Here is a 15,300-nt window from a genome sequence, read left to right as displayed (position 1 = left end):
GCTTTTTTCTCTTTCTGGGTCCGGTGCCCTCCTTCCTGCATCTTTCCATTCCCTACCGGACAACCGCAACAGACCCGTTATATCATCCATTTTCTGATTTTGTTCCGCACCTCGCATCCTTAGTGAATGGGCTCCCCTTTTGTGGGCGTCGTTTTAAGGAGGTTCCATGACCTTTGAACCGGAAAGGAAGATCGGTCTGCCGCAGTTTCGGGCCATCAGCCATGCCATTTCCCGTTATGAAGACGTCACCATGCTGGGCCACCACCTGGTGGAGAGCATCTGCATCTCCTTTGAGATCAAAGCGGCCAGTATCCTTCTTTTTGATGACCGGGAAAAGCAGCTCTTCAATGTCTGCAGCCATGGGCTCAGTGAGGAGTACAATCGCGTGGTGCCTGAGTTCTCCGATATGTTCCGGGAGTTTACCCAGGGCCGCTGGGTCTATTTCGAAGACTTTGCCAACGATTCGAGGGTGACGAACAGGGAGGCCGTAAAGAAAGAGGGCATCGTCTCCATGCTGTCGGTGCCCATCAAGCGCAGCGACAACATCCTGGGGCTGCTAAAGCTCTACAACTCCGAGCACTGGATCCTCCACGACGACGATATCATGAGTGTGGCGGTCCTGGCCGAGCAGTATGGGCTGGTGATCGAAAACAACGGGCTTCAGAATTTTTTAAACGAAGTGAAGGTGGCCATGGGCAGCCTTCCCCTTCGAAAGCTCAAAGGGCTGTAAGGTGGCCGGGCGGCTGGTAACCGATACCTCCGATTTCATGTCCATTGACATCGGAGACCGCGTGGCGGTGGGTGGCAGGGAGTACCGGGTCACGGGAAACGCCCGGGAAGGGCGCTTCGGCGTGGAAGACCCGAAGATGTGGGTGAAGTGGGTGGTGGATGAGGCCACCGGCGAGCGGAAGGTGATGAAGCTGGTTTTTTTCGAGACCTTTGTCACCTCCCTGGGGGGGGTGAAGATCCGGTGTTTCCGGGACCCGGTGAAGGAGGGAAAGATCCTGGAGTTGGTGAAGGACCACCCCTACTTCATGCAGGGGGTGGAGTACAACGACAACCGGGACAACAGCGTCCGGATCATTGAGGTCGTGCGGGGAAAAAATTTTTATTTTTACATCGAGGGGCTGCACATGCCCCACCAGACCTACTTTGAAGAGGTGCTCCCGGGGATCCTCAAGGGGCTGGTCAAGGCCTTCGAGGCCTTGCGGTACCTTCATGTGAACGGGTTCCGGCACGGGGATGTGAGAAACGACCACATCATCATCGACAACGAGTCGGGCAATTACACCTGGATCGACTTCGACTACGACTACCAGGCCACGGAGAACCCCTTCGGGCTGGATATTTTCGGCATGGGAAATATCCTGCTTTACGCCATCGGAAAAGGGTTTCATACCCTTCACATGATCAAGTACGACACCCGTACCTACGGCGACCTCTTTGACTCCCTGGTGGCCACGGACCTGTCGATTTTAGATGGGAACCGGGTGATGAACCTGCGCAAGGTTTACCCGTACATCCCCAAGTCCCTGAACAACATCCTGCTCCATTTTTCCCGGGGGTGTGAGGTGTACTACGAAAGCACGGACGAGCTGATCGAAGACGTTACTCGCTGCCTTTATTCTGTTTTCTAATGGATGAGACCAACCGGAGGTGGGCATGGATTCCATGTTGATTGCTCTGAGTGATTCCATGAGCTCCAAGGCGGTGCTGGAGTATGTTCTGGCCATGGCCTGGTGCCCCGAGAGTGTGCAGGTGACCCTGCTCCATGTGTTCCGCAAGCAGTCGGGCGGGGAGGCGCTCATGGGGCAGAAGTACATGAAAAAACAGCCGGCCCGCTACATGGAGGTGCTGGAGCAGGCCAGGGACCGGTTCGTGGAGAAGGGGGTGCCCCCGCAGAACATCACCCTTTTGATGGTCACCGAACCTTATGACACCATTGCCGACGGCATCATCGATCAGGCCCGCCGGGTCAACCCTTCCCTGGTGGTGATCGGGCGCAAGCGCATGAGCAAGGCCGAGGAGTTCGTCCTGGGAGACGCCAGTATCAAACTGGTGCGGGCCCTGGAGGGCATGGCCGTCCTGGTGGTGAAAGTGAACTGACGGCCCGGGAAGGGCCGGAAAACGATCATGAAAAAAACAAGGGGCCGCCCATGATGAGCAATCATGGGCGGCCTTTTTTATTACGATTCAGTTCGCCTCCGGCGGCCCTGCCGGGGGGCAAACTTTTGAAAAGTTTGATAAACAGGCTTAAAAAAAACAGATTCAGTTTAATTTGAACCATAGGCGAATGTGATTTTCCCTGAGGAACGAAGGGGAAAGCGCATTCGCAACCTGCTTTCGAGGTGGCTCACCTCGCCGCCGGAGGCAAGCTTTTTCCACCCACTTTAACCATAGAAGGCTTTTTCGCAAGCTGAATAGTTACCACTGAAAAGTGGCTTTTTAAGACCCGCTATCCTCTTGCGGGGATGGGGATGGCCTCGGTGAGGCGGGTGAGGATGGGGCCTGCGTTGCCTTTGAGGAAGATGTCGCTGGTGCCGGTGGTGAGGGGTGTGGGCGTGGGGTTGATCTCGATGACGGTGGCCCCGTTTTGTTTGGCCAGGACCGGCATCATGGCGGCGGGCTGGACCATGGCCGAGGTACCCACCACGAGCATCACCTCGCACTGGGAGGCGAACTCCCGGGAGCGTTCCAGGGCGTCCATGGGGATGGCTTCTCCGAAAAAGACGCAGTCCGGCCGGTAGATGCCGCCGCAGGGGCATCGGGGGGGCAGGGCGTTGAGGCGGATGTCGGCGCTGGGTGTTGCCGAGCCGCACTCCATGCAGACGAGGGTGGCAAAGGTGCCGTGGAACTCAATGACATCCTCACTTCCGGCCTTTTGGTGAAGGGAGTCGACGTTCTGAGTGATGACGGCGGAGAGCAGGCCCCGGCGTTCGAGTTCGGCAAGGGCCAAATGCCCCTTGTTGGGCCGGGCGGTGTCCAGGATCTCTTTCATGGCGCCCATGAGCACCTCCCACACCCGAGCCGGGTTTTTCATGAAGGCATCGATGTGGGCAAATTCAGTCGGGTCGATCTTTTCCCAGAGGCTTCCCGGTCCCCTGAAAGGGGGGATCCCGCTTTCAACGGAAATACCCGCACCGGTGAGGGCCACGGTGAGGCGGCTTTGCGTGATGGCCTGGGCCGCTTTTATCATGTTGGTTTCCACTTTTTTCTCCTTTCGGACCGGGCCTGGACCGTCGCAAGATGAAAACAGACACAAGCCGATGGGTTTCCATGTCCCATGAGATGAAAGGAATGCGCCTCCGGCGGCCCTGCCGGGGGCATGCTCTTGAAGTTTTGGTCTTTTTCGCGCTGGCCCTTACACGGACATGACAGTGTCGGACCCCACGGCAAAGCAGTCCAGGGGGGATTCTGCCTGGAGGATCTCTTCCCGGCAGGCGTTGACGATGTCGTCAATGGCGTCGTCGGTGTGTTCGGCGTTGTGGTGGATCAGGCCGAGGCGCTTGACGTCCGCTGCAAGGGCCAGGCGCAGGGTGTCGGGCCAGGCGGAGTGCCCCCAGCCCTTTCGGGTCTCGTACTCTTGGTCGGTGTATTCGGCGTCGTGCAGGAGCAGGTCGCTGCCCTGGACAAAGGCCGCGAAATCCTCAAAGGAAGCCCCCCCTTCGTGCTGCAGGCCCAGCTCGTTGTCGGTGAGGAGGACAAACTGGCGATTGCCTTCCCGGATGCGGTAGCCGAGGCCTCCGTTGGGGTGGCTGATGGGGATGGTGTCAAATGTGAGGCCGCCGATGGTGAAGTTGTCCAGGGGAAAATCGGCAAAGCGGATGTGTTTTTTGATGTCTCTGTAGGGAACGGGAAATCGCGGCGGTGAGAACAGGGTGTCTAAGGACTCTTCGATGTAGCTTCCCCCGAAGGGGAGCCTCGGTATGGTGATCCGGCACGCGTTGGTGAACAGGGGGGCAAAGGCGGTGAGGCCCATGAGGTGGTCCCAGTGGACATGGGTAAAGAGAAGGTGGCACGAGGGGCATCCCTCCTGCGCCATGAGGTTGCCCAGGTTACGGATTCCCGTTCCGGCGTCGATGATCACAAGGTCGTTGGATTCGCTTCGTATCTCAATACAGGTTGTCTCGCCGCCGTAGGTCAGGTAGCCCGGTCCGGAGACAGGGATCGAGCCGCGGGAGCCCCAGCACTTGATGTACATGTCGGTCCCTCTGGGTCAGGGCATGGGTGCTTTTCCATGCGGGTTGAAGGAAAAAGGGCCTGGGTGTCGCCTTGGGTTGAGGCATTTTGCACAGCATAGCGCAGAGGGTCGGTCTCATACAAGGTACATGTGCGGCATGTCATGATTTTGACCGGGAGCCACCGTCAGGGAGGACCCGATGGTTTCACTAGGTGGCGCGGGCGCCTTGCCATGAAACGTGAATCTGCGGATTCGGGCGGGATCGCTGTTTTGATGGGGCGGATCTCCCCTCAGCTTGACATCCCCTGTTACATTTATTACTATCTCATTTCTTTCGGTACAATGTTTACAGTCGCGTATCGATGTGCCTTTCGTGAAAGAAGCGGAATCCTTTGCCTATCGACGTTGTTCGAGGTATGGGTGTGTCGTGCTGCCAAGCCGTATGCGGGGTGGCACAGGGCACGGATTTCGCTTGATCCACCCTCCCTGGGGTTAAAAAGGGGGGCGCCCGGTTTTTACCCACAGGATAAACACGGACAGATGATTCTATAATGAAAGGAGATGTTTCATGGCCCAACCCATTGCCGATCGACGGGATGTAGACTTTGTCCTCCATGAGCAGATGGAGGTGACCCGGCTGACTGAGAACGAGACCTTTGCCGAATTCAACAAGAAGACCATCGACATGATAGTCTCCGAGGCGCGCTCCCTTGCCATCAAGGAGATCATGCCCACCCAGGAGCCCGGGGACGCCGGGTGCGTCTTTGACGGGGGCACCGTGACCTTGCCGGAGTGTTACTCTCGTCCCTGGGAGCTCTTCATCGAAGGGGAGTGGCTTGCCATGGCCGACACCCCGGAGTGGGGGGGGCAGGGTATGCCGAAAACCGTTGCCCTTGCAGCCAATGAGTATTTTATCGGCGCCAACGTGGCCTTTATGCTGTACCACGGCCTGACCCACGGGGCGGCCAAGATGGTGGAGGAGATCGGCAACGACGCGCAGAAAAAAACCTACCTCAAGAAGCTCTACTCCGGGGAGTGGGCCGGTACCATGCTCCTCACCGAGGCGTGTGCGGGGTCCGATGTGGGGGCCCTTGAGACCACGGCCAGGAAAAACCCCGACGGCACGTACTCCATCACCGGCAGCAAGATCTTCATCTCAGGCGGCGAGCACAACATGACGCCCAACATCGTGCACCCGGTCCTGGCCCGCATCGAAGGGGCTCCGGAAGGGACCCGGGGCATCAGTCTCTTTCTCGTGCCCAAGTACCGGGTCAACGAGGACGGCTCCATAGGGGAGTTCAACGACGTGGTCTGTACCGGCATTGAGCACAAGATGGGCATCAACGGCAGCGCCACCTGTTCGTTGACCCTGGGGGGAAGCGGCAACTGCATCGGCGAGCTCCTGGGCGAAGAGAACAAGGGCATGCGCAACATGTTCATCATGATGAATGATGCGCGCCAGCTGGTGGGCCTTCAGGGCTTCGGCGTGGCCACGGCCAGTTACATGCACGCCCTGGCCTATGCCCGTGAGCGGGTCCAGGGGGCCAACATGGTCAAGCCCAAGGAGGGCAGTGTTCCCATTATCCAGCACCCGGACGTGCGACGTCAGCTCCTGGAGATGAAGGCCAACGTGGAGGGCATGCGAAGCCTCATCTACTTCTCCGGTATCTGCCACGACATGGTGAAACTGGCCGAAGACGAAGAGACCCGCCTGGAGTACAGCCAGCTTCTGGAGATCCTTACCCCCATCATCAAGGGGTACGTCACCGACAAGGCCAATGAGGTGTGCAGCCATGGGGTTCAGGTGTACGGCGGTTACGGCTACTGCAGGGATTTTCCGGTGGAGCAGCTTTTGAGGGACAGCCGGATTTTTCAGATTTACGAAGGCACCAACGGTATTCAGTCCATGGACCTTCTGGGTCGCAAGGTGGGTATGAGCAAGGGCAAGCCCTTCATGGGTTTTCTGGCCCGCATCAAAAAGACCATTGACCAGGCAAAAGAGTCGGAGGCCCTTTCTCCTCTGGCTGTAAAACTTGAGGCGGTTTACACCCGCTTCAACGAGGTGGTGGTGTCCCTTGCCAACGCCGCCATGGGAGAGAAGGTGCAGAGTGCCTTTGCCCAGTCCCATCCCCTGCTCACCGCCACCGGTGACCTGACATTCGGCTGGCTTCTCCTCTGGCGTGCCGTCACTGCGGAAAAAGCCCTGGCCGGCAAGCCCAAGAAGAAGGACCTTCCCTTCTACGAGGGCCAGATCAAGACCTGCGCTTACTACATCAACAACACCCTTGCCGTGACCTTAGGGCGCCTTGCCGCCATTGAGGACATGGACGATGCGGTTATCGGAATCTCCGAAGAGAGCTTCGGCAGCAAATAAGGGCAGCATGGCCTTTTGACGGTGTGAAGACGGCTCCCTTCGGGGGGCCGTTTTTTTTGTGTGCCAGGGCACCTTACCGGGGATCGGGGTGTGCCGGGGGCAAGTGGCCCCTGTTTGCAAAATCGTCGAAATTAGGGTAAATAGATGAACTTGACCCATGGTCGCGTTTTTTCCAAAAAAGAGGGCCCTTTGTTTTGACGGGGCCTGTGGGGGAACAGAAGAAAAGGTCCCTTCACGGTGTTTTTGCAAAAATCTGCGGCCACAACCGCAACAGACCGACAGAGCCGGGATCCCCAAGGGCCCGGAATGGTTTATGACACAAAAAGTATTGTTGATTTGTCTTGCCCTTCTCCTGTGTGTTTTCGGGGGGGCAGGCGCGGCGGACTCTCCGTCGGAGAAAGAGCTTTGTGCCGCCTTTGATCATTTGGAAGAGAGCGTGGGCACCCCCTCTGGGATGCCGGAAGCCACGTATCTGGATACCCTCCTCGCCTTTCTTGATAACAGCCCTGCAGCAGGAACCGTCTGGGAAGAGACCCGCAAGGGACGGGGGACCGGTGTGGGCGTTGCCTTTTCTGTTCCCACATCCATGGACCGTTTTATCCAGTACATGTATGACCCGGACATTCCCGTGAGCGCTGTGGTACCGGGGGTGGTGCGCCTGGTCCGCGATAACGGCAGCACGCCATCCGGCAAGGGGACCTATGCCCGCCTGGCTGAACCGGAAGGGGGGCGTGAAACCCCCATTGCGGTGCGAAGCCGGTATGTGATGGAGATTACCCCCGACGGGAATTCCGGGGCGTACTACGGGTACGACCAGAATGAGCTGACCCTGCTCTCTTCCCGGAACGGGCGGCGGTTCCTTTTGACGGCCTCCCGCCAGACCGCGCCCTCGGATGTGGGGAAAAAGGGGTATCCCGTGGCCACGCGTGACGGGGGGACTCTCTACTGCTACTCCGGCAAGACCGGGCTCACCAAGGCCGGGCTCGGCTGGGTAGACTCGTACATATACACCTCCATTGCCATCACTGTGTATTATGAGGATGCGCCGGGTTCCGGCACCCTCAAGGCGGTCTCCTGCAAGTGGCTCAATGCCGGCTGGATGGGCAAGAACATGGTGCGACCCCACCATATCGCTGAGGGCATTGAGCGGTTTGCCCAGCACCTCGGCAGGTTTTTGACCTCTCCCAACATCCCCGAACCCCAAGCTCTGGCAGGCCTTGTGCGTCAGGTCAGGGAAAGTGGGGATCAGGGCTTGAGGACAGTGCTCGGAAACCAGCTGGAGGCCCTGGTCGCCCCCGACCAGAAGCGCGCCTCCATGATGGATCGGGAGTATGTGAAGGGGTTGGACCGCGAAGAGCTGGTGGCGGGAATTCTTTCCACCCATGTGGAGTCCCTCATGGCCGGGGGAGACCCGGCGTTTCTCAACGGCCTGCTGGGCAAGAACGTGGGGGCCAAGGATACCTCTCTTCTTACCCGGCGCATTGCGTCGCCTGTGTCACAGATTCCGGCAGGGGCCGATCCCGCCTTGAATTGACCATCTAAGGATTTTCATTCCATGACAGATATAAAAAAGAGTGTACGGGCCATCGGGCTCTGTTCCGGTGGGCTGGACAGTATCCTGGCCGGCCTGGTGTTGAAAGACCAGGGGATCGACGTGACGTGGATCTGCTTTGAGACCCCCTTTTTCCCGGCGGACAAGGCCCGGGCGGCCTCGGAGATGACGGGGATTCCCCTCATCGTGAAAGAGATTACCGAGACCTATCTTGAGATGCTGACGGACCCTCCGTGCGGGTACGGCAAGCACATGAATCCCTGCAGGGATTGCCATGCCCTGATGTTCCGACTGGCTGGGGAAGAGCTTGAAAAGGGCGGGTACGACTTTCTTTTCAGCGGGGAAGTGGCCGGGCAGCGGCCCCTGTCCCAAAACAAGCAGGCCCTACGCTACGTGGAGAAACGTTCCGGTTTTGACGGCAAGGTGCTTCGGCCCCTGTCGGCCAAGATCCTGCCTGAGACCGAGGTGGAGGCCTTAGGGCTGGTGGACCGCGAGCGTCTCCTGGGCATCCAGGGGCGTTCCCGAAAAGAGCAGATGGCCCTGGCCAAGGCCTACGGTATCACGGAGTACCCCTCCCCTGCGGGGGGCTGTCTCCTGACGGACAAGAAATACTCCGACCGGCTGAGGGACCTCTTTGCCAGCGGCAAGGCGTATGAGCCGAGCGATCTGCATCTGCTGAAGCAGGGGAGGCACCTGCGCCTGCCGAGTGGGGAGAAGGTGATCATCGGTCGCACCAAAGGGGACAACCGATGGATTCTCACCTACCATGACCCGGCGCGTCACCTGATTATTGATTTGAAAGGGAAGGGCAGCCCCACGGTCGTCGTGGACGTTGATGCCTCCGAGGAGACGGTTCAGGTTGGCGCGGCCCTGTGTGCCGGCTATGCCAAGGTGCCGGCAGGAGAGGTTGTCGAGGCGGTGGTCCGTTCGGGTTCCAAGCGTCGCGTGATCTCGGTGGCTGCCGTGGATCCTGCGGACTTCCGGGAGTGCATTATCTGATGGTGCCCTGACCTTGACACCGGTATGAGAACAAAGCAAACAGCCCGATGGGGATCATTCCCGTCGGGCTGTTTGCTTTTGAGGGCGGCGTCGCGCAAGCGTTCACGGTGTTCCGCCAAAGGGGCACCGGAGTGTATCCGGGGCCTTTCAGGCGTCGGAGGTTTTATTGAGCTGGTTTGCCCTCAGCTGTCCGCAGGCCGCCGAGATGTCCTGGCCCTTGCTTTGCCGGACGATGGCTGTGTATCCGGCGTCGTGGAGCAGCTGGAGAAAGTGGTCCACCGCGTCGTTGTCGGGGCGCTTGAAGTCACTGCCCTCGTGCTCGTTGAAGGGCAGGAGGTTGATCTTCACCGACAGGGGGCGGAGCATCCGGATAAGGCGGGCGGCGTCTTCGTCCGTGTCGTTGATCCCTTTCATGAGGATGTACTCGATGGTGATCTTTTCCCGGTGGCGCAAGGGGTACTCCCTAAGGGCCGACAAAAGGGTTTCGATGGGGTAGGTGTCGTTTACCGGCATCAGGGCGCTTCGGGTGGTGTTGTCCGTGGCGTTGAGGGAGACGGCAAGGTTCACCGGGCTGTTGGCGCCCAGGTCGGGGAGCCGTCCCACCAGGCCGCAGGTGGAGACCGTGATGCGGCGTGCTGAAAAGCGCAGGCCGTAGTCTCCGTCGGTGAGGATGGACAGGGCGGTGAGCACCCGGGGCAGGTTGGCCAGGGGTTCTCCCATGCCCATGAAGACGATGTTCTGGAAGGGCTTTTCGGTTTCTGCGGCCCCTTCAGGCATGGGGAGGTCGGAGAGGACGTCCCGCACCTGGCCGATGATCTCCCCTGCGGTGAGGTTGCGTTTGAATCCGCCCTGGGCCGTGAGGCAGAATTTGCACCCCTGGGCGCACCCCACCTGGCTGGAGATGCACAGGGTTTTCCGGTCTTTTCCGGGGATAAGGACCGACTCCGTGTACTCCCCGTCGGCGAGGCGGAACAGGTACTTTCGTGTTCCGTCAGAGGAAATTTCTACGTTTGCTTTTTCGAGCCGGGGTATGGTATAGTTTTCAACAAGCAATGCCCTTAATTCTTTGCCAAGATCCGTCATCTCCTCAAAGGAGTCGGCCTGACGGATGTAAATCCATTTGAAAATTTGACCAGCTCTGTACGGGGCGATCTTGCGCTCTTTGAGCCAGGCTTCAAGCTCCGGCCGGGAAAAATCTTTAATATCTCTTTTTTTCATATATTTTCCATGGGAATCGTGTATAATAAGGAGTTTCTTTTTCTTGGTATACCCTTATCCGGTAAAAATTTCAATGACTTTCATGCGCCCCTGTCGCCTCTGATAACGATTTAAGGTTGTATGTTCGATAATTTAACCGAAAAGCTGACGTCGGTCCTTAAAGACCTGAGGGGACATGGTAAACTCACGGAGAAGAACATCGACGGCGCCCTCAAAGAGGTGCGCATGGCCCTCCTTGAGGCGGATGTTCATTATAAGGTAGCCAAGACCTTTGTTGGCGAGATCAAGGAACGTGCCCTGGGCCACGAGGTGATGGAGAGTCTCACCCCCGGCCAGCAGGTTGTGAAGATCGTCAACGACGCCCTGGCCGACCTCATGGGCGAGAGCCATGAGGATCTGGTCCTTGCCGGAGAGAAACCGGTCTCTGTGATGTTGACAGGGCTCCAGGGTTCCGGTAAGACAACCACGGCCGGTAAGCTGGCGCTTTATCTCCGCAAAAAGGGACGAAAACCCTTCCTGGTGCCTGCGGACGTCTACCGCCCCGCGGCCATCGATCAATTGAAAAAACTGGCGTCCCAGCTGGATGTGCCTGTCTTTGATTCCGAAGTGGGCATGGATCCGGTCGACATCTGTCGGTCGGCCCGGGCTGCGGCACAGCAGAACGGATGCGATACCCTGATTCTGGATACGGCGGGTCGGCTCCACGTGGACGAGGAGCTCATGGCCGAGCTGGTCCGGATCAAGTCCGAGGTAGCCCCTTCGGACATCCTTCTGGTGGCCGATGCCATGACCGGCCAGGATGCCGTGAATATAGCCAAGTCCTTCGACGGTGCCTTGGACCTCGGTGGTGTGGTCCTGACCAAGATGGACGGCGATGCAAGGGGAGGGGCGGCCCTCTCCATCAAGGCCGTCACCGGCAAGCCGATCAAGTTTATCGGTACTGGTGAAAAATCAAGCGCTCTGGAACCGTTTCATCCCGACCGGATGGCGTCTCGTATTCTGGGCATGGGGGATACCCTCACCCTGATCGAGAAAGCCGCGGAGATGGTGGATGAAAAGAAGGCCCAGGACCTTGAGAAAAAGTTACGTAAGAATCAATTCACTCTGGAGGATTTCAGGGATCAACTGGTTTCCATTCGCAAAATGGGGTCGCTGGGTGATATGCTGAAGATGCTTCCCGGGGTGTCGGGAAATAAACAGCTGAAGAACCTGGAAGTGGATGATCGGGAGATTATCCGCATCGAGGCCATCATCAACTCCATGACGGCGGAAGAGCGGCGCAAACATGCCATTATCAATGGCAGCCGCCGGAAGCGTATCGCCATGGGGAGTGGGACCTCGGTGCAGGATGTGAACAAACTCCTGAAGAACTACACCCAGATGATGAAAATGATGAAAAAATTCAATAAAGGCGGCATGCGATCCTTACGGGGCATGCTTCCGTTTTAGATGAGGAGAAAGAAAAAGCAATGGCAGTAAAGATCCGATTAGCAAGGGGTGGGGCCAAGAAGAAGCCTTTTTACCGTATTGTGGTGGCCGATTCTGAAGCACGACGAGACGGCCGGTTTCTTGAGATCGTCGGAACCTACGATCCGCTCAAGGACCCTGCAAAAGTGACTGTAAAACAAGACCGCGTGGGCTACTGGCTTGGCGAAGGTGCCATTCCGACCGATACGGTTCGCGACATCCTGAAAAAGGAAGGCGAGCCGGCTTCTGCCAGCTAATCTACGCACGAACCCAATTCTCATATGCCCGAAAGGAGATGCGAGATGAAAGAGCTGATCAACTATATTGCCCAGGCCCTTGTGGACAACCCGGATGAAGTTGTGGTTTCTGAAGTGGAAGGCAATCAGACGTCTGTTCTCGAGTTGAAGGTGGCGAAAGAGGATTTGGGAAAAGTGATAGGTAAACAGGGACGTACTGCACGCGCTATGAGGACAATTCTCAGTGCAGCATCTGCTAAGGTGAAGAAGAGGACTGTTCTGGAAATTGTCGAGTAAGAGCGATTCGGGAAACAGGCGTATAGCCATCGGCAAGATCATCGGCACCCACGGGCTGAAAGGCGGGGCGCGTGTCTATTCCTGGGCGGAGTCCATGGACTCCTTCGAGAAGGGCACACAGCTGACTGCTGCGGCACCGGGTGGTGATATCGTGCTGACCGTGCAGAGTGCAGCTCCCCATAAAAAGGGGCTGCTCCTCACCTTTAAGGAGGTGGGACACATCAACACCCTGGAACCGTTGGTCGGAAGCGAGCTCTTTGTGGATCGCGACGACCTTCCGGAACCCGAGGATGGCTCCTATTACTGGGTGGACATCATCGGGCTTCGGGTCGAGACGGTGGACGGGGTTTTCCTTGGGATGGTGGACTCCATTTTCCCGACGGGAAGCAACGATGTGTATGTGGTTAAGGATGGGAAAAAAGAGATCCTTGTGCCGGCCCTTGCGTCGGTGTTGAAGGAGATCGACCTGGATCAGGGGACCATGGTGGTGGATCTTCCGGAGGGGTTGTTGTGAAGTTTGTAGTTCTGACGATCTTTCCTGAGATGATCAACCCGTTTCTGGAAAGCGGCATGCTTCGTCTTGCCGTGGAACGTGGAATCATTGATGCCCGGGCCTTGAACATCCGTGACTATGCCGATGGAAAGCACAGGGTAACCGACGACAAGCCTTATGGCGGCGGATGCGGAATGGTTATGAAACCGGAACCGCTTTCCCGAGCCATTGGCGCGGCCTCTGAGATAGCTCCCACCGCACGGCGGATTCTTCTGACTCCCCAGGGACGGCCCTTTGATCAGGCCATGGCGCAATATTTTGCTGCGTCTGACGGTCTGATTTTTATTTGTGGCCGCTACGAGGGGGTGGATGAGAGGATCTGCCAGGAAATGGTGGATGACGAGGTATCCATCGGAGATTACGTGATGACCGGCGGGGAACTTGCTGCCATGGTGATCGTTGATGCGGTGACACGCCTTTTGCCCGGAGTGCTGGGGGGAGACGAGTCGGCCGAAAAGGATTCCTTTTCCGGCGGGCTTCTGGAACACGCGCACTACACCAGGCCATCTGTCTTTGGAGGCGAGGGGGTGCCGGATGTTTTGATGTCCGGAAACCACGCCGAGATTGAGAAGTGGCGCAGGGAAACTTCCCTCATCCGTACTTTTCTCAAAAGGCCGGACCTGCTTGAAAAGCGGGAGTTCAGCCGCGAGGAGAAACACGTGTTAACCGAATGGTGCAGAAGGATTGAAGAGCTTGTCGGGTGACGGTAACGTAACACAGGCGGACCTTCATGTGGTTCTGGTTCATCATCCGGTGCGAAACAAAACCGGTGAAACCATCTGCTCGGCGGTGACGAACCTGGATATCCATGATATCGCGAGGACCTCACGGACCTTCGGTGTCAAAGGGTATTACATCGTGACCACCCTGGAAGATCAGAAGGTGCTGACGGAAAAAATCGTCGCCCACTGGACCACCGGCCGGGGTGGCGAGCTCAACCCTGCGCGGAAAGAGGCCCTGGAACTTGTCAAGATCCGCGGGTCCCTTGACGACGTGGTGGCGGAGATTCGCAATGAGTCGGGGCAAACGCCCTGTGTGGTGGCTACGTCGGCACGGCGATGCGCCGATGCCCTGTCGTGGCAGGCGGGTCGGGAGTGCCTGATGGAAGGCCGGCCCATGGTGCTGATCTTCGGAACAGCATGGGGAGTCACCGATGATGTGATAGCGTCGGCGGATCATGTGCTGGAACCCGTGGACGGGGGAACGCATTACAACCATCTTCCGGTGCGAGCCGCTGTGGCGATTATACTGGATCGCCTCTTAGGGCGGTAACGGCGGGAATGGGTGCGTCGGTGTTTTTATTGATTATCGATATTGACGCCCTTTGGGATGTCTGATATTGATTACCGGATTTGTTAGACTATACGGTGACCAATTTTACGTTTGGGAGTAAATAATGGATATAATTACCAAAATCGAAAAAGAGCAGATGCGCCTCGACGTACCTCACTTTGTGGCCGGCGATACGATTCGGGTTCATGTGAAAATTGTCGAGGGTGAAAAAACCCGTATTCAGGTATTTGAAGGGGTTGTAATCAGCAAGAGCAAGGGCGGGGTCAATGCACGTTTCACCGTGCGCAAGATCTCCAACGGCATCGGTGTGGAGAGGGTCTTTCCCCTGCACTCCCCCAGTGTCGACCACATTGAAGTGGTGACCCGCGGCCGTGTTCGTCGTGCTCGTATCTACTACCTCCGCAACCTGCGAGGTAAGGCAGCACGTATCAAAGAGCGTCGCCTTCACTAATCCGATTCGTGGCTGGTCCGGATTGATTCAATCCGGGCCGCGTGCCATGGAGACATTTTGCGATAAAGGGTTTGCACCCATGTGGACCTATGAAAAAAAAGCCGTTTCGAACGGCTTTTTGCGTGTGGCGGGGGTGGATGAAGCCGGCAGGGGCCCCCTGGCCGGACCGGTGGTGGCTGCGGCGGTTATCCTGCCCGCCGGGTTTGAGGTCGGTGAGATCACCGACTCCAAGAAACTCACCCCCAAAAAACGGGACAGACTCTACGACTACATCCGTGCCGAGGCAACGGCTGTGGGTGTCGGGATTGTGGATGCCGAAACCATCGACACCATCAATATTCTCCAGGCGAGCCTTGCGGCCATGCGTGAGGCGGTGACAGACCTTGGGGATACCCCGGATTTCCTCCTTGTGGACGGAAAGTTCGAGGTGCCCATGCCCCTTGCCCAGGAACCCCTGGTGAAAGGCGACTCCCGGTCTGCCTCCATCGCCTCGGCTTCCATTGTGGCCAAGGTGGTTCGGGACCGGATGATGGCTGAGTACGCCGAGCTCTATCCCGAATACGGACTTGCCGGCCACAAAGGGTACCCCACCAAGGCCCACAAGGAGGCCATTGCCACCTTCGGCCCCACCCCCATCCATCGCAAGACCTTCAGAGGCGTGGCCGAACACGTCGCGTGAC

General features: G+C 57.8%; 17 protein-coding genes. 14 read left to right on the top strand and 3 right to left on the bottom strand.

Going from position 1 to position 15,300, the window contains the following annotated elements; genetic code table 11:
* Positions 1-166: 166 nt before the first annotated feature.
* The 3 genes from BLQ12_RS14760 to BLQ12_RS14750 are packed head-to-tail and all read left to right on the top strand — an operon-like array spanning position 167 to position 2,106.
* A complete protein-coding gene (locus BLQ12_RS14760; RefSeq protein WP_092211431.1) occupies positions 167-730 on the top strand; it encodes a GAF domain-containing protein in 564 nt (187 codons plus the stop codon).
* 37 nt (positions 731-767) lie between these two features.
* Positions 768-1,637: a serine/threonine-protein kinase gene (locus BLQ12_RS14755; protein ID WP_139163989.1), complete on the top strand. Its 870-nt coding sequence runs from the start codon at positions 768-770 to the stop codon at positions 1,635-1,637.
* A 25-nt stretch (positions 1,638-1,662) separates the two neighbouring features.
* Positions 1,663-2,106, top strand: a complete 444-nt coding sequence (locus BLQ12_RS14750) for a universal stress protein (protein WP_092211429.1) — start codon at positions 1,663-1,665, stop codon at positions 2,104-2,106.
* Positions 2,107-2,455: 349 nt separating this feature from the next.
* On the opposite strand, the gene BLQ12_RS14745 is transcribed toward BLQ12_RS14750, so the two are convergent.
* Together BLQ12_RS14745 and BLQ12_RS14740 are read right to left on the bottom strand one after the other, a co-directional pair.
* Positions 2,456-3,208: an SIR2 family NAD-dependent protein deacylase gene (locus BLQ12_RS14745; protein WP_092211428.1), complete on the bottom strand. Its 753-nt coding sequence runs from the start codon at positions 3,206-3,208 to the stop codon at positions 2,456-2,458.
* Positions 3,209-3,361: 153 nt separating this feature from the next.
* The gene (locus BLQ12_RS14740; RefSeq protein WP_092211427.1) at positions 3,362-4,201 is read right to left on the bottom strand and encodes an MBL fold metallo-hydrolase; all 840 of its coding nucleotides are present in this window, start codon (positions 4,199-4,201) and stop codon (positions 3,362-3,364) included.
* 547 nt (positions 4,202-4,748) lie between these two features.
* Between BLQ12_RS14740 and BLQ12_RS14735 the strand changes: the two genes are divergently transcribed.
* From BLQ12_RS14735 to BLQ12_RS14725, 3 genes are all read left to right on the top strand, one after another.
* A complete protein-coding gene (locus BLQ12_RS14735; RefSeq protein WP_092211426.1) occupies positions 4,749-6,554 on the top strand; it encodes an acyl-CoA dehydrogenase in 1,806 nt (601 codons plus the stop codon).
* Positions 6,555-6,867: 313 nt separating this feature from the next.
* The gene (locus BLQ12_RS14730; protein ID WP_092211425.1) at positions 6,868-8,088 is read left to right on the top strand and encodes a hypothetical protein; all 1,221 of its coding nucleotides are present in this window, start codon (positions 6,868-6,870) and stop codon (positions 8,086-8,088) included.
* Positions 8,089-8,109: 21 nt separating this feature from the next.
* The gene (locus BLQ12_RS14725) at positions 8,110-9,105 is read left to right on the top strand and encodes a tRNA 4-thiouridine(8) synthase ThiI (RefSeq protein WP_092211424.1); all 996 of its coding nucleotides are present in this window, start codon (positions 8,110-8,112) and stop codon (positions 9,103-9,105) included.
* Positions 9,106-9,252: 147 nt separating this feature from the next.
* On the opposite strand, the gene rlmN is transcribed toward BLQ12_RS14725, so the two are convergent.
* Complete coding sequence (gene rlmN / locus BLQ12_RS14720) at positions 9,253-10,323, bottom strand: dual-specificity RNA methyltransferase RlmN (RefSeq protein ID WP_092211423.1); 1,071 nt, start codon at positions 10,321-10,323, stop codon at positions 9,253-9,255.
* 120 nt (positions 10,324-10,443) lie between these two features.
* Here rlmN and ffh point away from each other — a divergent pair, with 120 nt between their 5' ends.
* The 8 genes from ffh (at position 10,444) to rnhB (ending at position 15,299) form a co-directional block, all read left to right on the top strand.
* A complete protein-coding gene (ffh, locus tag BLQ12_RS14715) occupies positions 10,444-11,772 on the top strand; it encodes a signal recognition particle protein (RefSeq protein ID WP_092211422.1) in 1,329 nt (442 codons plus the stop codon).
* Positions 11,773-11,792: 20 nt separating this feature from the next.
* Complete coding sequence (rpsP, locus tag BLQ12_RS14710; protein ID WP_092211421.1) at positions 11,793-12,047, top strand: 30S ribosomal protein S16; 255 nt, start codon at positions 11,793-11,795, stop codon at positions 12,045-12,047.
* 45 nt (positions 12,048-12,092) lie between these two features.
* Entirely contained in the window at positions 12,093-12,323 is a 231-nt protein-coding gene (locus BLQ12_RS14705; RefSeq protein ID WP_092211420.1) for a KH domain-containing protein, read from the top strand.
* The gene (gene rimM / locus BLQ12_RS14700) at positions 12,313-12,837 is read left to right on the top strand and encodes a ribosome maturation factor RimM (protein ID WP_175469827.1); all 525 of its coding nucleotides are present in this window, start codon (positions 12,313-12,315) and stop codon (positions 12,835-12,837) included. Before BLQ12_RS14705 ends, rimM begins: the two co-directional genes overlap by 11 nt.
* Positions 12,834-13,580, top strand: coding sequence for a tRNA (guanosine(37)-N1)-methyltransferase TrmD (gene trmD, locus BLQ12_RS14695; RefSeq protein ID WP_092211418.1), 747 nt, complete (start codon positions 12,834-12,836; stop codon positions 13,578-13,580). Before rimM ends, trmD begins: the two co-directional genes overlap by 4 nt.
* A complete protein-coding gene (locus BLQ12_RS14690; protein WP_226860118.1) occupies positions 13,570-14,148 on the top strand; it encodes an RNA methyltransferase in 579 nt (192 codons plus the stop codon). Before trmD ends, BLQ12_RS14690 begins: the two co-directional genes overlap by 11 nt.
* A gap of 124 nt (positions 14,149-14,272) precedes the next feature.
* Positions 14,273-14,620 (top strand): 50S ribosomal protein L19, encoded by a 348-nt coding sequence (rplS, locus tag BLQ12_RS14685; RefSeq protein WP_092211417.1) that lies wholly within the window; start codon positions 14,273-14,275, stop codon positions 14,618-14,620.
* 79 nt (positions 14,621-14,699) lie between these two features.
* Positions 14,700-15,299 carry a ribonuclease HII gene (gene rnhB / locus BLQ12_RS14680; RefSeq protein ID WP_092211416.1) on the top strand — a complete coding sequence of 200 codons (600 nt, stop codon included), beginning with the start codon at positions 14,700-14,702 and terminating at the stop codon, positions 15,297-15,299.
* Position 15,300 lies beyond the last annotated feature (1 nt).

Source organism: Desulfoluna spongiiphila (assembly GCF_900101345.1).
Classification (GTDB): domain Bacteria; phylum Desulfobacterota; class Desulfobacteria; order Desulfobacterales; family Desulfolunaceae; genus Desulfoluna; species Desulfoluna spongiiphila.
Note: the sequence above shows the minus strand (reverse complement) of the source record. Positions and strands in the feature narration are given on the sequence as shown.